Below are 18413 nucleotides of genomic sequence, written 5' to 3' on the forward strand. Positions count from 1 at the left end.
CTCAGGCGGTGAGGGCACCGTCGATGGCGATGGACGCGCCGCTGATGAAGGTGGCCTCGTCGCTGAGCAGGAACGCGGTGAGCGCGGCGACCTCGTCGGACGTGCCGGCTCGTCCGGTCGGCTGCGCCGACAGGTAGCGCTCCGCAATCTCCGGGGCCTGGCTGACCACGCCCTGCCAGAGCGGCGTGTCGATCAGCCCGGTGACCAGGGCGTTGACCCGCACACCGGAGCGCGCCACATCGTGGGCCGCCGAGCGGGTCAGCCCGATGACGCCGTGCTTCGCCGCGTTGTAGGCGGCCTGGGTCCCGTCACCCTTCACGCCGGAGACGGAGGCGTTGTTGACGATCGCGCCACCGCCGGAGGCGATGATCGCCGGGAGCTCGTACTTGAGGCCGTAGAAGACGCTCGTGAGGTTGAGGGCGAGCGACCGGTGCCAGTTGTCGCTGTCGGTCTCGCGCACGCTGGCCATCGGGCCACCGCCGGCGTTGTTGAACGCGCCGTCCAGCCGCCCGTACTCCGTCACCGCGGCGTCGACGAGCCGCGCCATCTCTTCCTCGACCGTCACGTCGGTGGGCACGAAGAGGGCGCTGCCGCCCGCGTTCCTGATCTGCGCGGCGACCTCCTCGCCCCGGTCCTTGTCCCGGGCGCCGATGACGACGCGGGCCCCTTCCGTGGCCGCCCGCTGGGCGAACGCCAGGCCCATGCCCTGCGTCCCGCCGGTCACGACCAGCACCTTTGCTTCCAACCGTCCAGACATCTCGTCTCACATCCACTTCGACTGGTGAGCCGCCACGGGGCCCGCAGGGCTCTTCGTGAGACGGAACGCTAGCCTTTTCTGGAACGTTCGACAAAGTAATAGCACTCACAGGAGCCGCCTCCGCAGGTGCGGATCCCCTCTTAGATGGCGGATAGTTGCGGATTCCAGCGTCCAATCGCCCACTTCGCGGCTGTAACCGCAGGCACATTCTTTGGTGCTCGTTCCAGAAAGTCGTTAGCGTTGGCGGGTCGCACGAATCCGCGCAAACCACTCTTAAGGAACAGTCATGCCCAGAGGTCGCACCGCCCCTGACTCCCAGCGGTGGAAGGCCCTGTTGTTCATCTCCATCGCTCAACTGATGGTGGTGCTCGACGGGGCGGTCATGAACATCGCGCTCCCCTCGGCGCAACAGGCGCTGCACTTCACGGACGGGAGCAGGCAGTGGGTGGTGACCGCGTACGGCCTGGCCTTCGGCGGCCTGCTGCTGGTCGGCGGCCGGATCGGTGACATGGTCGGGCGCAAGCGCACCTTCCTGATCGCGCTGGCCGGCTTCGCGATCGCCTCGGCGATCGGCGGCCTGGCCGTCAACGCCGCGATGCTGCTGCTCGCCCGGGCACTACAGGGAGTGTTCGCGGCCCTGCTCGCGCCGGCCGCGCTCTCGTTGCTCTCCCTGTCCTTCACGCAGCCGAGGGAACGCGCGAAGGCGTTCGGCGTGTTCAGCGCGGTCTCGATCGCCGGCGGCGCTGTCGGCCTGATCGTGGGAGGGCTGCTGACCCAGTACCTGAACTGGCGCTTCGCGATGTTCGTCCTCGTGCCGATCGCCGTCATCGGGATCCTGGGCGCAAGTCGCACCGTCCACGACGACGGCGAGCGGCACCGCGCCCGGCTCGACCTCCCCGGGGTCCTGCTGGCCAGCTCCGGACTCGTCGGCCTCGTCTACGGGTTCGGTGTCGCCGAGAGCCATGGATGGTCGGCGGGTGTGACCATCGGATCGTTCACCGCCGGGGTGCTGTTGCTGGCGACCTTCGTCGTGGTGCAGGCGCGGGTCGCGTCTCCGCTGCTGCCACTGCGCGTCCTGACCGAACGCAACCGGGCCGCCGCGTACCTCTCGGTTGGCCTTGCGATCGTCAGCATGTTCGGAATGTTCCTCCTGCTCAGTTACTACTTCCAGCAGGTCAAGGGATGGTCGCCGGTGATGGCCGGTCTGGCGTTCATGCCGATGGCCGTGCCGCAGGCGATCGGGGCCACGCAGATCGGCGCCCGACTCGCGCACCGGATCGCCCCCCGGCCGATCATGGTCGGTGGTTACCTCGTCACCGCTGTCGGTCTGGTGCTGCTCGCTTTGCTCAACGCGGACAGCGGCTTCCTGGAGATCGCGTTCGCCGAAGCCGTGATCGGGCTCGGCATCGGCACCGCCTTCATGCCCGCGATGAGCATCTCCACCCACGGCGTCGAGCCCAAGGACGCCGGTGTCGCCTCCGCGATGATCAGCTCGTCGCAGCAGGTCGGCGGGTCGATCGGCACCGCCCTGCTGAACACCATCGCGACCAGTTCGGCCGCCACCTACCTGGTCTCGCACGGTGGCCCGGCGGCGCAAACCCAGGAGCGGAACGAGGCGCTGATGCACGGCTACTCGGTCGCGTACTGGGTCGCCGTCGGATTTGTGGTCGCGGCGGCCCTGGTCTCCGTGGCAATGGTGAACGCCGGCGCTCCGAAGCACGTCCCGGCCCCGACGGACGCCCTCGGGGACGTCACCCCGGCGCCCGTGCACTGATCGCTGTCGCGCCTGTCGATCCGGCGCGGTGACCGAGGACACGGTGCACTGACTCCGCTGAGAGGGTGGAATCAGAGGTGTGAGCAGAGAAGGCACCGGCGAGTGACGTCGTGAGGTCCACTCTTTCGACCCGCGATCCGGGTTCGTCCAGCGCCGGCACGACGCCCGCGGCGAACGAACCGACTCGGGTGACGGCCGCCCACCGGCAGCGCTGGGCGGTGCAGACCATGGCTGTCGCACCCGACGACCAGGTGCTGGAGATCGGCTGCGGTCGGGGAGTTGCCGTCTCCCTGGTCGCCGACCAGCTCACCACCGGCCGGATTGTCGCCATCGACAGCGCCGCGACGATGGTGCGGCTGGCGGCCCAACGGAACCTCAGCCACATCGACGCCGGTAGAGCCGAGATCCGGCGAGCCGGGTTCGAGTCCGCCGACCTTCCGACTGACCACTTCACCAAGATCTTCGCGGTGAACGTCAGCCTCTTCTGGTTGGGCGACGCGGCGCAGCAGATCGCTCGGATGCGCAGCCTGTTGGCACCGGGAGGGCAGCTCTACGTCTTCGGCGAGCGACCCACCGAAGCGCACGCCATCGCGAACCTCACAGCGACCGAACTGCTGCTCGAAACCCACGGTTTCGCCACGACCACATCGAGCGCCACCCGTGGTCGGGGCCAGGTGCTGACCTGCGTCACCGGCACGCCGATCCGGTGAGCCTGGGCTGATCGCAGCGTTGACATGAGCCGGGGGGCTCGGCGCGACGCCGAGCCCGCCCGTTCCGGATCAGTCGAGCGTGATCAATCGTGTCAGCGCTGCAGGGTCAGCAGACCCGGCCGGTACGGCAGCAGGCCGTAGTCGACGCCGTCGGAGCTGGGGGAACGCCCCTGGTAGAGCAGTTGCAGGTTGCAGGCGTCGACGGTCATCGTCTGGTCGGCGTTGGTGCGCAGCAGCTCACCGTGGCTGATGTCGTTGGTCCAGGTCGCACCGCTGTTGACCTTGCCCGCGAACGGGTTGCTCTGGGTCGCGGCCTGCGGCGTCCACGAGCCGTTCAGGCTGGTCGCCGTGAACGAACGGAAGTACCGGCCGGTCGAGCCGATCGCCTCGACGATCATGAGGTACTTGTTCAGACCCTGCAGCTTGTAGACCTGAACGGCCTCGAACAAGTTGTTAGTGGTGTCGCTCATGATGGTCGTGTAGCTGCTGCCGAAGTTGCCCGGGAAGTTCCCGATCGGCATGCTGGCCCGGTAGATCTTGCCGTTGTCGCCGGCGAAGAAGAGGTACATGTTCGTACCGTCACCGATGACCGTCTGATCGATCGGACCGGTACCGGAGCCGGTGATGCTTCCGGTGAACAGCGGCTGCGCCGCGGACCAGCCGTTCGCGTTGGTGGGGTTGGTCGAGGTCCGGTAGGAGAACGCCGTGCCACCCCACTGGTAGGTGAGCACCCAGATGTTCTTCGGCGCGAAGTAGAAGAGCGACGGCGCGACAGTCCCGGAGTTCATCGTGTTCTGGGTGGCCGAGGCCATCTGCGAGTAGTTCGAGAAGAGGCTGAAGTTCATCGATCCCCAGCTGCTACCGAAGTCGTGCGTGGTGGCGTAGACCAGTTGCTGGCCGTTGTACGGGGCGACGGTGAAGTCCTTCAGCGACACCCAACCCGACTTCGGGTTTGCCAACACCCCGGTGGAGGACCACCGGTACGTCGAGGGAAGGTCGCACGTGCCGCCCGGCGGCGGAGTCGTCGTCGGCGGCGTGGTTCCGTCGACGCGGACGAACTGCCACTGCTGGTTCGTGCCGTTCCAGTCGTCGTACTGCACGATGTTTCCGCCGTCGGCGGTCGAGGCGCCCTGCACCTCCATCACCTTGTTGCTGTTCCGGTTGATCAACCGGACGTAGCCGCTGTCCGAGTCGGCCAGCCGGAACTGCTGGTTGGTGCCGTTGAGGTCACTCCACTGCACGATGCTGCCACCGTTGGCGGTCGAGAAGCCCGAGACGTCCAGCACCTTGCCGGACAGCCGCGACTTCACCCGGTAGTAGCCACCACCGGAGTCGACGAACTGCCACTGCTGCTGGTTGCCGTTGTTGCGGGCCCACTGGGTGATCCGGGCACCGTCATTCGTGGCCAGGTTGTAGACGTCCAGGGCCTTGCCGCTGTTGCGGTTGACCAACACGTACCACGCGTTCGTGTCGACCGACGCCGCGGCGGCGGGTGACGACACCACAGCTACGGCGGCGCCACCGACCATCAGCGCCGCCGCGCTGGCGGCGAGAAGGCGGGGCAACCACCAACGTCGCCGTCGTGACGGCATGGCAATCGATGGAGACCTATCGAGGGCAGACATGATCCTCCTCCAGTGACCAAGAGCCGAACGGCCTGCCCGAGGGTGGGCGTACCGCGACGCGTGGCCGAGCGCGCAGGCGTCAGAAAGTTAGCGTTAACAAGACGCCGGCGAGCGATGGCGCACGCCTGATTCGAGATCGACGAGGCAGGGCTTGCCCGGAAAGCCAAGGTGTCGTCGTCCTTAGGCATCGACTGTGAGCGATAACATGCCGTTCGTCAAGACGTAATGTGCTGGGAACATCAGCCGCTGCCGGGCTGCGGATCTTGGGGCAAAACGTCTTGAGCCGCATTCCCGCAGGCATCGCCCCAGATCCCCGAGGAGGACCACCGCTGGGCCCTTGAGGAGGCCCCGCGAGCGCGTTAACATCGACGACTGCCCATTGCCGACGGTGCCGGTGACCTCAGCCTGACGGATCGACCGGCAGGGGCGCTCGGGCAGCGACGGTCAGGGAACGATCGCCGCGCGAGTCAAGGCCCACCGGGTGGCTGGTCCGCAGGCGCCGGGGTACGTCGGAGTCAGACCGCGCCTCGATCGACCATGCTGAACGTGGTGTCGAGCGGAGCGTCGCCGAGAAACTCGACGAAGATTTCCTTCTTGGTCGGGCTCCACTGCACCGGGCCGTACTCCTCGCTGATGATGGCGTAGGAGGGGCGCCCCTTGTCGTCCTTGCCCTCACGGGATATCGCGAACACTGTCGCCTTGGTCGGCCGACAGTCGGCTCCCACGAGCGACTTGTTCCCGTCTGAATCGAGCTTGACCCCGAGGCACGGGCGGTGGGCGATCTCCGGGTTGACGGACTTGATCATGTAGTCGACACCGACCGGCTCGAGCACGAAGAGCGCGTCCTTGCCGGTCCCGTCGCCGACCTCGAGCTCGCCGTGAGACGGCAGCGACAGGTCACGGTCGATCCTCACCACGTGCAGCAGGAATCGCCGCTGACCGGCCAGCATGGCCCCGGTGGGGTCCACACTTGTCGACGGTGAGGCGGACGGCTTGCCCGATGCGGGCGTGGACGCGGTGGCCGCCGGCCCGCTGGTTGCCGGGCTACCGCTCGGCGTCGAGCCGGCCAGATTCGGTTTGGACTGCCCCCGCAGCAGTTGCGGGCCGAACATGAAGGCGGGCACCAGCACCGCGATCACTGCGGCAGTCGCCCCCAGCGCTGTGAGCCAGCCCCGCCTGCGTGAGCCCGCGCTACCGGCCGTGGCCAGACCCGGCGGCACCGACCGTGCGCCCTGATCATCACCACCGGCAACCGGCGACGCACTCGTCGGCGGCGTCGCGCCCAGGAGTTGCGCCGGCCCGCCAGCACCCACCGGAGGCGCTGCGGTCAACAGCCCGTCGAGCAACTCGCGGGCGGTGGGCCGGGCAGCTGGGTCCTTCTCCAACGCCCGGGAGACCAACTCCCGCAACGGCCCACCGAGCCCGGTCAGGTCCGGCGGTTGAGTGAGGATCCGCATCGCGGTCGCGGTAGCGGAGTCGCCCCCGAACGGGCTGCGGCCGGTCGCGGCGTAGGCGACCAGGGCCCCCCAGGCGAAGATGTCCGCGGCCGGGCCCGTCGGACGGCCGGAAGCCGCATCGAACCGCTCCGGAGCCATGTACGAGACGGTCCCGACCATCTGGTTGGTCCGGGTGTGCTGGCTCGTCGCCTCGAACGCTCGGGCGATGCCGAAGTCGATGACCTTGATCCCTCCCGGCGCGACCAGGACGTTCGCCGGCTTCAGGTCGCGGTGGATCACCCCGGCACCGTGGATGGCGGTGAGCGCGGTGGCCACCCCGACCGCGATGCTGTGCAGCCGCGCCGCCCCCAGCGGCCCCTGTTTCCGGACCACCTCGGCCAGACTGGGCCCTTCGACGTACTCCACCACCAGGTACGGCGGGTCATGGTCCGGGTCGGCGTCCAGGACCTCGGCTGTGCAGAACGGTGGAACCTGGCGGGCGCGGTTCACTTCACTACGGAACCGACCCCGGAACTCCTCGTCGTGCGAAAGTTCCGCACGGACGACCTTGACCGCCACCAGCCGACCCTGCGGCGAACGGGCCAGGAAGACACTCCCCATACCCCCGTCGCCAAGCCGGTCGAGGACCTCGTAACCACCGAGGCGTGCCGGATCACCGGGACGCAACCCGTCGCTCACGCCGGATGCCCGCAGACAGCGACCACCGCGCGAACCGTTCCGCCCATCAACCGTTCCCCTTAGGTCACTCCGACGCCGGCCGCAGCCTATCGTCCGCGCACCGAACCCGGTCGATGCCGTCCGGAGAGTGGGCCTCAACCGGAGCTTGTCGCGTCGTCGCGTCCGGCGCCACCGAAGCCCGCCAAGGCCCTACCGCTTCGCTGCCCAGAAGACATAGACAGCGCCGTACGGCACGGCCGCCGTCTCGCCGTCGGTGCAGGCGCCGGCCGGGGCGACGCCACCCGACGTCAGGAGACGACTGATGTACGCCACGTTGCTGAGAATGCCGGTGCCGGTGTGGGTGTCCACCGTCAGAAGCAGCTCGGGGATCGTCCCCGGTCGCGGGCTCTCCGCGGTCTTCTTCGCCGTGATCAGTGAGCCGTCCCGCTCCGACTGCCAGCTCGGGCCCTTGAAGTGATGGACCCGGCCGCCGGTGCCGACCAACTGCGCCTCCGGCACCGACGCGCCGGTGAACACTCCGCCAGCACACGTGTAGGTCTGCGTTCCGCGAGTGACGACGTACGCACCAACGGGGCGCGATCCCGCCGGTGGCTTGATTGCGGAGGTGATGCGCGGGATGTCGACCCGGCGTGCGTCGGCGCCCACAGCAGTCGGCGCGGCTACCTCGGCAGCGGACGCGTGCTGGGTCACCGCGCCGATCGCCGCCACGACACCGGCCACGCCGATGACGGCAACCGCTCGAATCCGCGAGTGAAAAGTGCTGAGCATGCGATTCCTCCGTTTCAGGCAGGCGCACCTACGCCCACTTTCTCCTGCACGGACAGCATGCGTAGAACGATCAAAATCGCGCCCGATTTGAACGACCATTCACCTGGCGGAGGTGCCGGCGGGCGGCCGGCGACGCTACTGGAGCTGCTCTTCGGCGTCTTATCCTCGTCGTGCTCGTCACCGTAGGCGTCCTGGTCGGCATCACGCTCACCGACACCCGGCGCCTCCGGCGTGCCGCGTCCACGGCGGTCGGATCACCTGCGATCCGACCGCCGGCCGCGACCGTACGAGCTATCGGCGGCTCCACTGCTGGTTGGTCTGGCCGGTGCAGGTCCAGAGGACGAGCTTCGTGCCGTTGCCCGTACCCACGTTGTAGGGATCCAGGCAGAGGCCGGACTGCGCCCCGGTGATGGCGCCGTTGGCGTTGACGTTCCACTGCTGGTTCGTTCCGCCGTGGCAGTCGTAGATGGTGACCAGGGTGCCCGGGGAGGTGCCGTAGCCGGCGGCGTCGAGGCACTTGTTGCCGTACACGGTCAGTGTCTTGCTGCTCGCGTAGGTCCACTGCTGGTTGGTGCGGCCGTGACAGTCCCACAACTGCACCTGGGTGCCGTTGGTGGTGGAAGAGCCGGGGACGTCGACGCAGCGACCGGACAGTGCGCCCACGATCGCAGTGGTCTGCCCGGTGCCGCTGCCCGGGTTGCCGATGCTGCCGGGCACCGACTGCAACGCGCTGTACCAGCGGGCAGCCATCTTGTCGTAGCCGCCGGACGTGGGGTGGATGCCGTCGATCAGGTCGGTGGTGGTGAGAGCGCTGTGCATGTCGACCAGGCGCACCCGCTTGCCGGCGTTCACCTTGCTCTGCACGATGCCGGGGATCGCCGCGTTGAAGGTGCGTACGGCCGCCTCCTGGTTGCTGTTGGAGAGCGGGATGATCTGCGCGACGAACACCTCTGCGGTGGGAGCCGTGGTGGTGATCCGGTCGATCAGGGTGGAGAGCCGGTTCGGCGCGGTGCTCACGTTGTAGTTCTGAAGGATGTCGTTGGTCCCGATGTGCAGCAGGACGGTCTGCGGCCGTTGGGTGTTCAGCCAGCCGACGATGTTCGCGTCGATCTGGTCGATGCGCCAGCCGGGATGCCCCTGGTGGTCGTGGTCACCCAGGCTGGCCGGCCCGTTGAACTGCGACCCGACGAAGTCCACTGTGTACCGACCGTTGACGAGGCGCTGCCAGAGCCCGATGCGGTACCCGCCCGGCACCTGTGTGCCCTCGGTGATGGAGTCGCCGAGAGGCATGACCCGCACCCCGCCGTTGGATTCCGCGTTGGCCGGGCCGGTCGAGGTCAGCACCCCGGCGAGGACAACACCGAGTGCGGCAGTCGCCGCGAGCCATCTTGCCCTCGTTCGCATAGATTTCTCCCCTGCAGTGGTAGTGCTGACCGAGGAGTCAGGCCGTCGCGACCGCTGCCACACCGGCATGACGATGCCGTCGCAACACTGGGACGGTTTGTTAACGCTAACAGCGATTCATGTAAATTCTTGTCGCTGATCTAGCCCACGTCAAGCGCCAGCAACCCGGGTGTCCTGGCCGGCGCGACGGCGCCTGCGTCGAGCGTCGGCGGCTGCCACTCGCCGTCCGCGCCGCTTGCCGCCCCCCGGTCCCGGTGAGCTGAGCGAGTGATCCACTCCGCTTTCACGAAGTCGGGGTGTCCGGGCACCAGGGATACCCCGACTTCATGAAAAGCGAGTGGATCACGTCCGCTGGGTCGCCAGGTGCCGGTAGGACAGAAGGGCATGGCGACACTGCTGGGGTGCGAGTGACGCGTACGCCGAATGTAGGCATTTTTCGCATAAGCCCGTTTGATGTGAGGATCGCTCGACTACCTTCGCCTTGGTGGCGGCAACCGATTTGTCGCCTTCTGCACCGACTGTGACGTGCGGAAACCTGGTGTACGGAGAAGGGCTGGTAGCTCGATGTCCAACTATCTGCACCCGAACAGGAGCGAAGCAGCGGCAGGTCAGGCCAGTCCGCCGAAGCGGCGCCGGGCGCGCTTGCTCGTCGCCGGGGTGGCCGGGTTGACCGGAGTGGTCGGTCTGGCCGCCTTCACCTCGGCGGGAGTGAGCGGAGCGCCCGCAAAGAGCGGCAACCCCTCCAACGCCGGAACGCAGGTTCTCGCCGACGGCAGCCGGGGCAACGGCGACGACCACGGGGGCCAGGACCCGGGCGGCCGCGACGGCAAGGACCACAAGAAGGACGGCGACCATCGAGACGACAGAGGCGACGACTTCCGGTCCGTACCCTGCAACGCCGACGAGCTGATCGCGGCGATCGTCCGCGCGAACGCCAACTCCGGGGCAAAGCTCCGGCTCGCCGAGAATTGCACCTACACGCTCAACAGATCCGCACCCCAGCCACCGGTGCCCTTCGGCGCGGTCGGCCTGCCGATCGTCACCCAGCACGTCGTGATCGACGGAAACGGGTCCACCATCGTCCGCGCGGCGAACGCCACCCCGTTCCGGATCCTGGAGGTAGGAGCCGGCGGCGACCTGACGCTCCGCGACGCCACCATCAAGGGCGGCCAAGCCGAGAGTGGGGTCGGCGGCGGAGGCGGTGGCATCCGGATCGACATCGGCGGCAAGGCCACCATCGAGAACACCAAAGTGGTCTACAACCAGACCAACGGCCTGGGCGGCGGTATCGCCAACTTCGGCGTCGCGAAGATCCTCGGCCGGACCGACCACGGCAAGGACTGGAACGGCAAGGACAAGGGCAACAAGAAGGACGGCGGCAGCACCATCAGCAACAACAGCGCCCTGTACGACGGCGGGGGCATCCACAACAACGGCAACCTCATCGTGCAGAACACCCGACTGAGCTACAACAACACGATCGGGGTCTTCAACATCCTGCCCCTCGGTGGCGCGGGTGGTGGGCTGTCGAACAGCAGCGTCGCCGTCCTCGACAACATCCAACTGGACAACAACACAGCGGGCTTCCGCGGCGGCGGAATCCGCGGCGGTATCAACTCCACCACCGAGGCCAAGAACATCGAAGTCAACGACAACCGAGCCGGCAGCGAAGGCGGCGGAATCTTCTCCGACGGCGTCTTCCACCTCACGCACGGCAAGGTCCACCACAACGAAGCTGGCCAACGCGGCGGCGGCGTCTACAACCAGATCGGCCAGTTCGTCGCCGAAGAGAGCTCGATCAGCGAGAACACCGCCAGCACGAACAGCACCATCGAACACGGCGGCGGCCTCTACAACGGCAGCGGCACCGTCGTCCTGCGCCGCACCCACGTCGACCGGAACCGGGCCATCGGCACGAACTCCCAGGGCGGCGGAATCTACAACAACGCCACGCTCACCCTCACCGAAAGCAAGGTCACCGACAACATCTCCTTCCTGGCACCCGGCGGGATCTTCAACGACGGCGGCCAGGTCACCGTGGACCAGAAGACGGTGATCAGCGGCAACCGGCCCACGAACTGCACACCCAGCTCACCGCCGGTTCCCAACTGCTTCGGCTGATCATCCGATCGCCCCGGCAATCGGGTAGCAAGAAGTAATAGAGCAGGTACGGGCATCCGGTCCCGCACAGGTTCGGTCACGAAGATCGGGCCTGCGGCGGGACCGGCTGCCGTCTACAGGAAGGCCGAGGGCTCTGCCGCGGAACGGCGAGAGGGCGCGCCGGCCCGTCCGGGCGACGATTCTCCTGGTAGGCGGCTCAGGTCTCGATGATGTTGTTGTTCTCGTCGATGCCGTGGCTGCGCCAGTAGACGTCCCACTCGTCGTCGACGTGCTGCGGAACCTTGCCCTCCGGGTAGCGGACGTACGGCGGGGTCGGCTCCTGCCCGTCCGGGAAGCAGGCGCTGCCGCCCTGCCCGCCCACCGCGATGGCCGGATACTCACCGCTGGCGCAGATGTTCTCCTGGAACGAGCAACCGGCGGTGGTGGCCAGCAGCCCACCCAGGCCGACCGCGGCCAGGGCGATCACGATTCGCGTTCGCATGGGGAGAAATTCTGGTCGCACCGGGCGGTGCCTGCCATCCGCACGCGTACTCAACTCACGCCGCGCGTCACACCGGCGTACCAATGAGCGTCCACAAACAATTAAGGGCCCTGATCCGCGTCTCCGCAGCTCAGGACCCTCATGATCTTGTGCGCCCGAAGGGACTCGAACCCCTAACCTTCTGATCCGTAGTCAGATGCTCTATCCATTGAGCTACGGGCGCTTGTGCTCAGCCAGTGTACACACCCGGCTTTCGCGCGGAGACTCCGGGATTCGAACCCGGGAGGGGCTTTAAGACCCCAACCGCATTAGCAGTGCGGCGCCATAGACCAGACTAGGCGAAGTCTCCCTGGTGATCCTCAGACCACCGCGCCCGAGGATACAGGTCGCCACCCACCGGGAGCAAAACGACTTCCGGGGTACGCCCACCAGGGCCCGCCCGCCTCCGTGTTTCAACGCTGTGCGCCGGCGTGATCGGGACTACGCTCCATCGATATGCAGGAGCAGCCGCCCAGCGAGTCGACCAGTCGAGAGCCTGCTGAACGAGCGCGTCGGCGCTCCCCACGGGCCACCTTCAGGCCGCCGATCGTGGCCGAGGAGCCCACCGGGACGGTGGAGCCCACCGAGTCGACGGCACCGCCGGCAGCCGCTCCGGCGAGCCAGCGTCCTCGACGGGCCAAGGCTGCCCCGGCGGTGCTCTTCCAGCCTCCGGAGCCGGACCACCCCCTGCCTCGACAGCCTCGACGCGCACCGACCGAGCTGACCTCCGAGGCGAGCCCGGAGCAGCCGGAACAGCCGGACGGCGACCAACCAGGTCCAGCAGCAGGCGTCGCATCGGCACCGCCGAAGGCCCGGACCACTTCCGTTCGCAAGGCTGCTCCCCGTAAGGCAGCCGAGACGCCCGCCGAGGTGACGCCGACCACGCCGGCACCGCGCAAGCGCCCCACAAACGCCACCAAAGCAGCAAACCCCACCAAGGCTCCCAGCAGCACCACAGCAGGGAGCACCACCACCGCCGCGAGCCCGACCGAAGAGGCGAGCACCACCCCACCAGCGACCCCGGTCAAAGCCGCAAAGGCCACCAAACGCGCGGTCACCCCACGCAAGAGCACCACGCCGACAGAGCCCGCCCCCGCACCCGTGGCCCCGCAGCAGACGGCACCCGCCGAGCCGCAGATGGCACCAGCGGCACCCGCCGAGCAGCAGCAGACGGTGCCGGCGGCACCTGCCGTGCGGCAGGCAGAGCCGGCTCTGGGGCGTACCCCGGAATCGGAGCTGCGCGCGGTCGTCGCGCGCGTGCTCGACCACCCGGGCTTCGCGCCGGAGCTGTTGGCCCTGGCCGCGGTGCGGGCGTTCGGGCCCGGCGCGGCCGGGTGGGCCCTGGGATTGCGCACCCGGTATCCGGACGCGTCGGCGGACGGCCTGGCGCGGTTGGCGACCCGGCGGTTCGTCCGCTCGGCGGGTGCGGGTGGGGCGACCGCCGCGCTGGCCGGTTTCTTCGCGCCACTGGCCGAGTTGGCGGCGGTGCTGTGGACGCATTCGGAGCTGGTGCTGCACCTGGCCGCGGCGTACGGCAAGGATCCGACGCATCCCGACCGGGCCGTCGACCTGCTGGTGCTGACCCAGGTGCACCCGGATCGGGCGAGCGCGGCGGCGGCCCTGGCCGCCGCCGAGTCGGCGGGTGACCCGGTCGAGGGGGCGTGGCCGCGGACGGCGGAGGCGGCCTGGCGGTTGGCCGCGCCGCTCACGGCGCAGGCCGGCGGCTGGGTGGCGTTGCGGCTGGTGGCCCGGTTGCTGCCGGGCGCGGCGGTGCTCGCGGCGGCGTTGGGTGACGCGGCGGCGGCCGACCGGCTCGCGGCCCGAGCGGTCGCCGTCTACCGTTCCGGCCGGCGTTGACCGGTCAGAGCCAGTCGAACCACTCCCGGGGCAGCAGCGCGTAGCCGACGAAGGCGAACACGTCGAGCAGGGTGTGCGCGATGATCAGCGGCATCACCCGCCGGGTGCGCAGGTAGAAGAGGCTGAACACGACGCCCATGATCGCGTTGCCGACGAACGCGCCGAAGCCCTGGTAGAGGTGGTACGAGCCGCGCAGCAGCGCGCTGGCCGCGATGATCGCGGCCAGCCGCCACTGGAGCTGGCGTAGCCGGGTGACCAGGTAGCCGACCACGATCACCTCTTCCAGCACGGCGTTCTGCACGGCGGCGAGGATCAGCACCGGGACCGCCCACCAGACGTCCGGCAGCGCGGCCGGCACCAGCGTGGCGTTGAGGCCCAGGTGGGCCGCCACCCAGAACAGCGCCAGCCCGGGTAGGCCGATCAGCGCCGCCAGGCCGGCTCCGCGCGCCACGTCCTGGCCGGGCCGCCGGGCGTCCAGGCCGAGGGTCCGCGCCGGGTCGCCGGGGTCACGGCTGAGCAGGTGTACGGCGAGCAGCACGGGCAGCAGCGCGAACACGATGCCGAGCAGTTGGTACGTGAGGTCCAGCCAGGGGCGGGCCGATGCCGAGGTGTTCAGCGAGGCGGTCTGCGTGGAGAGCGGACCGTCGGCGGTCAACTTCGCGATGATCGAGACCGCCGCGTAGATCGCGGACTGGCCGAGGGAGAGGCCGAGGACCAGCAGCGTCTCGGTGCCCAGCAGTCGGCGGGACACCGGGCGGGTCAACTCAACGGTCACCGCACCACTCTGCCCGACGTACGGCACCGGTGACATGGCCGACCGGCCACCATGAGCCGATCGCACATTCTGTGCGACCAGTCGACACGCTCCGTGGAGATTCTATGAGCGCCCGATCCGTTGCCGTCTGGAGAAGGAGCGTCCGTGGACAACCTCGCGCGGTTGCTGAAGGAGAGCTGGGCCCTGGTCGAGGACGACCGGGTCCGGTTGAGCGGTCACTTCTACGCTCGGCTGTTCCTGCTCGACCCCGCCCTGCGGCAACTCTTCCCGGTGCAGATGACCGGCCAGGGCGACCGCCTACTCGAAGCGATCATCACGGCGATCCACACGGTCGACGACCCGGAGAGCTTCGACGAGTTCCTCCGGGCGCTGGGCCGCGACCACCGCAAGTACCACGTCGACGAGCGGCACTACGCCACGATGGGCGTCGCACTGCTGGACGCGCTGCGCAGCACCGCCGGCGACGGCTGGAACCTGGAGTACGACCAGGCGTGGCGGGAGGCGTACGCGGCGATCGCCGCCCTGATGGTGGCCGGCGCCGCCTCCGACGACGACCCGCCGTTCTGGCACGCCGAGGTGCTGACCCACGAGCGGTACGGCCCGGACACCGCCGTGCTGACCTGCCGAGCGTTGCAGCATCCGCTGCGCTGGCAGGCGGGGCAGTACGTGAGCCTGGAGGTGCCGCGCTACCACCCCCGCGTGTGGCGCAACTATTCGGTGGCGAACGCTCCGAACGACGACAACGTGCTGGAGTTCCACGTGCGGTCTCCGGGGGCCGGCTGGGTGTCCGGCGCGTTGGTGCGGCGGGTGCGGCCCGGTGACCTGCTCCGCCTGGCGGCGCCGATGGGGTCGATGACCCTGGACCGCGCCTCGGAACGGGACATCCTCTGCGTGGCCGGCGGCGTCGGGCTGGCGCCGATCAAGGCGCTGGTGGAGGAGTTGGCCACCTACAACCGGACCCGGTGGGTGCACGTCTTCTACGGCGCCCGGCAGGCGGCCGACCTGTACGGCCTGGACGGGTTGCAGAAGTTGGTTGCCGTACACCCGTGGTTGTCGGTCACCCCGGCGTGCAGTGAGGACCCGGACTTCGACGGCGAGCAGGGCGAGATCCCGGAAGTGGTGGCCCGGTACGGCCCGTGGACCACGCACGACTGCTTTGTCTCCGGTGCCGCCCGGATGGTCCGGTCCACCCTGCGGGTGCTCGCCGCGGACGACGTGCCGCCGCCACACATCCGCTACGACACCTTCGGTGACCTCTAGACGTTCCTCCCCCCACACCGGGGCGCGTGCCCCTGCCCCCTGGGGCACGCGCCCCGGTCCCTTCTTGGTCAGTAGCGCCAGGGGTGCCCGGTCTCGCGGTACTCCTCCACCGGCACCAACGGCACGCCGGGGGCCATCCGGTCGACGTAGAGCCGGCCCTCCAGGTGGTCGATCTCGTGTGCGACCAGCCGGGCCATACCGAACTCGAACGACGTGATGATCCGGCTGCCGTCCCACTGGGCGTGTTCGACGTCCAGTCGCAGCGGCCGTGGCACCAGACCTCGGTGGTCGAAGAAGGAGAGGCAGCCCTCGTACTGCTCGTCGGTCTCCGGGTCGGCGTCGACCACCCGGGGGTTGAGCAGCACGACCGGCTCCGCCGATCGGTCGGGGGGCCGCACCACGGCCGCCGCGCGGCCGATGCCGAACTGCGGGGCGGCGACGCCCACCCCCTTGCTGAACGGGTGCAGTTCGTCGAGCCGGGCCAGGGCCATGGTGAGCCGGTCGACCACGTCCCGGGCGACGTGTTCGTCGCCGGGCAGGTCGAACGGACGGGCGCGCTGACGGAGCAGGTCGGCGCCGCGTTGCACGATGCCGAGGCTGCGCATCCGGTCGCTGGGTCGGACCCGGGTGCCGCCGGGGCCGATGTCCGGTTCGGTGTCCGGGCGGGCGCGGAACCGCCACTGCATCCGGTAGCGGGCGTTCAACGGTGGGTCGTCGGTCTGCCAGTCGTAGATCGCCCGGTCGCCCTCGTCGTGGCGTTGCGGCGCCGTCCGCAGCGGGCCCTCCTCCGCGCTGAGCGAGGTTTCCACGCCCCAGACCTGCGGGTCGAGGGCCGCAGGCAGGTCCAGGCGTACGGCGAGCTGCCGGGTGGGCAGTCGGACGGCTCGCTGGAACCAGGGGCCCCACTTGTCGTGCCCGACGCTGTACGCGTACTCGATGGTGGCCCGGTCGCCCGGGTAGAGGGGGAAGCGTCGATCCCCGTTCTCGAAGAGCAGCCAGATCTCCTTGAACGCGTCCCGATCGTGTTTGGCTCGCCAGTGCATCGGCTCCGGGTCGCCGCCGCCGTCGTCTCGACGGGCCTGTATCTGCAACTCGGCGAAGGTGAGGGGGTGCTCCCGGTGGTGCCGGTTGGAGCGGCCAGGGTCGTTCGGGTAGCGGTCGACGGCGACCCGGACCAGGTAGCGGGTGACCGGCTCGGTGCCGGCGTTGTACAGCTCACGGTGGATGACGCACCGGTAGCCGTCGTCGGCGTGGGTGAGGGTGGCCAGTTCCCGTTCCACGACCAGGCCGGTGCCGGGTGGCAGCCACTGTCCCGGCAGGTACGGCTCGCGGTGCGGCTGACCGGCTCGGGCGTGCCGTAGGTCGTCGTACTCCCGGAAGCGCTGCCAGATCGCGCCGCTGGCCTCCAGGACTGCCTCCGCGCGGCGGGCGAAGTCCTCGGTTGGGCGGTGCCGGCGCCCCTCGACGTGACTCACGTAGGACGGGTCGAACCCCATCAGGACGGCCAGTTGCTTCTTGGACAGCCCGCGCCCGGTCCGTTGCCGGGCGAGTTCGGCCGCGAAGGAGTCGGCAGCCCGTTCGAGGGGTGAGGTAGTCATCAGCTTCCTCGTGGCCGGGGCTATAAGTTTCACGTTCTGTGCGGGAGCGCACACGCATGTGGCATGTTTTCGACACACCGCTTGACAATTCACCGATGACCATCGATCGTGCGGCGGCGTTTCCCAGCACTGACTCCGGGTAGTACGGGAAGCGCTACTCCCGTCGGACACGGAGTGACCTGGGCGTCCGGGATTTGACCAAGGTGAGGCTTCCCTTACGGTCAGGGGCTTGGTTAGGCTAGCCTTAGCTCAGGACGGCACTGGTTCGTCCGCCGGGGCGCACTCCTCGGTCACACAGACAGGGGACGACTCAGGTGACAGCGGTGATGCCACGGCGAGAGGCCGCCACCACGCCGCTCGCCCCCGTCACCGCGGCGCTCCGGGCCATGTTCGGCACCGACGACCTCCCCGGCCTCGCCCGGGGCCTGCTGGTCGACGACGAGCTCGGCTGGGCGCCCGCCACCACCCTGATCGACGGCAGCCGACTGCCGGAGCTGCTGAACGGCGCCGCCGTCCGCTGGGGCGGCACTCCACACGCCTGCGCGGCGCTGGCCTGGAAGTCGTACAGCTACTGGGCCGCGCTGCCGGTCGTGCTCGGCTGGGCCTCCGCCCGGCGGGTGCCGCTGCTCGATGCGGCCGACCTGCTGATCCACTTCGAGGACCATCGGCAGCTGCTCACCATGGGCCTGCGCCGGGGCACCACCGTGGCGGTGCTGCCGAACGATCCGCTGGCGCTGGCCGGCCTGCCGGAGGTGCGGGTCGTCGCCGACGAGGCGGAGCTGCTGGCCGTGATGCGCGCGTCCCTGCTCGACGCCCACCTGGCACCGCTCATCACGGCGATCCAGTCCGAGGTCCGGGTGGGCACCCGGACGCTGCTCGGCTCGGTCGCGTCCGGCATCGCGCACGGCATCCTGCGGGCCGCGGACGCCCTGCCCGGCTCCACGGTGCAGAGCATCGACACCCTGCTCGGCGCACTCGACCTGAACGACCTGATCGAGCTGGTGCCGGGGCCGACCGGTGAGCCGACCGTGCAGCGCCGCACCTGCTGCCTCGCCTTCACCCTGCCCCGGCCGAAGGTCTGCCAGGGCTGCTGCGTCCGCTAGGCCGGG

At 69.1% G+C, this 18413-nt stretch carries 14 protein-coding genes and 2 tRNA genes; 6 read left to right on the forward strand and 10 right to left on the reverse strand.

Features of this window, described 5'->3' with window-relative positions:
- Position 1 precedes the first annotated feature (1 nt).
- Entirely contained in the window at positions 2–757 is a 756-nt protein-coding gene (locus tag ACQRWP_RS27335) for an SDR family NAD(P)-dependent oxidoreductase (protein ID WP_430498801.1), read from the reverse strand.
- 286 nt (positions 758–1043) lie between these two features.
- On the opposite strand from ACQRWP_RS27335, the gene ACQRWP_RS27340 reads away from it, so the two are divergent.
- Entirely contained in the window at positions 1044–2531 is a 1488-nt protein-coding gene (locus ACQRWP_RS27340) for an MFS transporter (RefSeq protein ID WP_430498804.1), read from the forward strand.
- A 188-nt stretch (positions 2532–2719) separates the two neighbouring features.
- On the forward strand, positions 2720–3241 hold the full coding sequence (locus ACQRWP_RS27345) for a class I SAM-dependent methyltransferase (protein ID WP_430503305.1): 522 nt from the start codon (positions 2720–2722) through the stop codon (positions 3239–3241).
- A gap of 92 nt (positions 3242–3333) precedes the next feature.
- On the opposite strand, the gene ACQRWP_RS27350 is transcribed toward ACQRWP_RS27345, so the two are convergent.
- The 4 genes from ACQRWP_RS27350 to ACQRWP_RS27365 all read right to left on the reverse strand — a co-directional run bounded on the left by ACQRWP_RS27350 (position 3334) and on the right by ACQRWP_RS27365 (position 9173).
- A complete protein-coding gene (locus tag ACQRWP_RS27350; protein WP_430498806.1) occupies positions 3334–4866 on the reverse strand; it encodes a non-reducing end alpha-L-arabinofuranosidase family hydrolase in 1533 nt (510 codons plus the stop codon).
- Between the two features lie 515 nt (positions 4867–5381).
- Complete coding sequence (locus ACQRWP_RS27355; protein WP_430498808.1) at positions 5382–7001, reverse strand: serine/threonine protein kinase; 1620 nt, start codon at positions 6999–7001, stop codon at positions 5382–5384.
- 189 nt (positions 7002–7190) lie between these two features.
- Positions 7191–7769: a DUF3455 domain-containing protein gene (locus ACQRWP_RS27360; RefSeq protein WP_430498809.1), complete on the reverse strand. Its 579-nt coding sequence runs from the start codon at positions 7767–7769 to the stop codon at positions 7191–7193.
- Positions 7770–8060: 291 nt separating this feature from the next.
- On the reverse strand, positions 8061–9173 hold the full coding sequence (locus ACQRWP_RS27365) for a ricin-type beta-trefoil lectin domain protein (RefSeq protein WP_430498811.1): 1113 nt from the start codon (positions 9171–9173) through the stop codon (positions 8061–8063).
- Between the two features lie 564 nt (positions 9174–9737).
- Between ACQRWP_RS27365 and ACQRWP_RS27370 the strand changes: the two genes are divergently transcribed.
- The gene (locus tag ACQRWP_RS27370; protein ID WP_430498813.1) at positions 9738–11294 is read left to right on the forward strand and encodes a hypothetical protein; all 1557 of its coding nucleotides are present in this window, start codon (positions 9738–9740) and stop codon (positions 11292–11294) included.
- 196 nt (positions 11295–11490) lie between these two features.
- Here the strand turns inward: ACQRWP_RS27370 and ACQRWP_RS27375 are convergent, their stop codons facing one another.
- From ACQRWP_RS27375 to ACQRWP_RS27385, 3 genes are all read right to left on the reverse strand, one after another.
- On the reverse strand, positions 11491–11775 hold the full coding sequence (locus ACQRWP_RS27375; RefSeq protein WP_430498815.1) for an SCO0607 family lipoprotein: 285 nt from the start codon (positions 11773–11775) through the stop codon (positions 11491–11493).
- A 150-nt stretch (positions 11776–11925) separates the two neighbouring features.
- Positions 11926–11998: transfer RNA gene (locus ACQRWP_RS27380), tRNA-Arg, on the reverse strand.
- A 35-nt stretch (positions 11999–12033) separates the two neighbouring features.
- Positions 12034–12124, reverse strand: a tRNA-Ser gene (locus tag ACQRWP_RS27385).
- A 239-nt stretch (positions 12125–12363) separates the two neighbouring features.
- Between ACQRWP_RS27385 and ACQRWP_RS27390 the strand changes: the two genes are divergently transcribed.
- Positions 12364–13671 (forward strand): hypothetical protein, encoded by a 1308-nt coding sequence (locus ACQRWP_RS27390; protein ID WP_430498816.1) that lies wholly within the window; start codon positions 12364–12366, stop codon positions 13669–13671.
- Positions 13672–13675: 4 nt separating this feature from the next.
- Here the strand turns inward: ACQRWP_RS27390 and ACQRWP_RS27395 are convergent, their stop codons facing one another.
- Positions 13676–14446, reverse strand: coding sequence for a CPBP family intramembrane glutamic endopeptidase (locus ACQRWP_RS27395; protein ID WP_430498818.1), 771 nt, complete (start codon positions 14444–14446; stop codon positions 13676–13678).
- A 144-nt stretch (positions 14447–14590) separates the two neighbouring features.
- On the opposite strand from ACQRWP_RS27395, the gene ACQRWP_RS27400 reads away from it, so the two are divergent.
- The gene (locus tag ACQRWP_RS27400; RefSeq protein WP_430498819.1) at positions 14591–15706 is read left to right on the forward strand and encodes a globin domain-containing protein; all 1116 of its coding nucleotides are present in this window, start codon (positions 14591–14593) and stop codon (positions 15704–15706) included.
- 68 nt (positions 15707–15774) lie between these two features.
- Here the strand turns inward: ACQRWP_RS27400 and ACQRWP_RS27405 are convergent, their stop codons facing one another.
- Positions 15775–17304, reverse strand: a complete 1530-nt coding sequence (locus ACQRWP_RS27405) for a peptide deformylase (protein ID WP_430498821.1) — start codon at positions 17302–17304, stop codon at positions 15775–15777.
- 326 nt (positions 17305–17630) lie between these two features.
- Here ACQRWP_RS27405 and ACQRWP_RS27410 point away from each other — a divergent pair, with 326 nt between their 5' ends.
- Positions 17631–18407 (forward strand): hypothetical protein, encoded by a 777-nt coding sequence (locus ACQRWP_RS27410; RefSeq protein ID WP_430498823.1) that lies wholly within the window; start codon positions 17631–17633, stop codon positions 18405–18407.
- Positions 18408–18413 lie beyond the last annotated feature (6 nt).

Source organism: Micromonospora trifolii (genome assembly GCF_050516465.1).
Taxonomy (GTDB): Bacteria; Actinomycetota; Actinomycetes; order Mycobacteriales; family Micromonosporaceae; genus Micromonospora; species Micromonospora trifolii.

Excerpts from the sequence above, each read along its gene's own strand:
- ACQRWP_RS27335 (WP_430498801.1), bottom strand. The coding sequence starts at position 757 with ATGTCTGGACGGTTGGAAGCAAAGGTGCTGGTCGTGACCGGCGGGACG.
- ACQRWP_RS27340 (WP_430498804.1), top strand. The coding sequence starts at position 1,044 with ATGCCCAGAGGTCGCACCGCCCCTGACTCCCAGCGGTGGAAGGCCCTG.
- ACQRWP_RS27350 (WP_430498806.1), bottom strand. The coding sequence starts at position 4,866 with ATGTCTGCCCTCGATAGGTCTCCATCGATTGCCATGCCGTCACGACGG.
- ACQRWP_RS27360 (WP_430498809.1), bottom strand. The coding sequence starts at position 7,769 with ATGCTCAGCACTTTTCACTCGCGGATTCGAGCGGTTGCCGTCATCGGC.
- ACQRWP_RS27365 (WP_430498811.1), bottom strand. The coding sequence starts at position 9,173 with ATGCGAACGAGGGCAAGATGGCTCGCGGCGACTGCCGCACTCGGTGTT.
- ACQRWP_RS27370 (WP_430498813.1), top strand. The coding sequence starts at position 9,738 with ATGTCCAACTATCTGCACCCGAACAGGAGCGAAGCAGCGGCAGGTCAG.
- ACQRWP_RS27375 (WP_430498815.1), bottom strand. The coding sequence starts at position 11,775 with ATGCGAACGCGAATCGTGATCGCCCTGGCCGCGGTCGGCCTGGGTGGG.
- ACQRWP_RS27405 (WP_430498821.1), bottom strand. The coding sequence starts at position 17,304 with ATGACTACCTCACCCCTCGAACGGGCTGCCGACTCCTTCGCGGCCGAA.
- ACQRWP_RS27410 (WP_430498823.1), top strand. The coding sequence starts at position 17,631 with ATGCCACGGCGAGAGGCCGCCACCACGCCGCTCGCCCCCGTCACCGCG.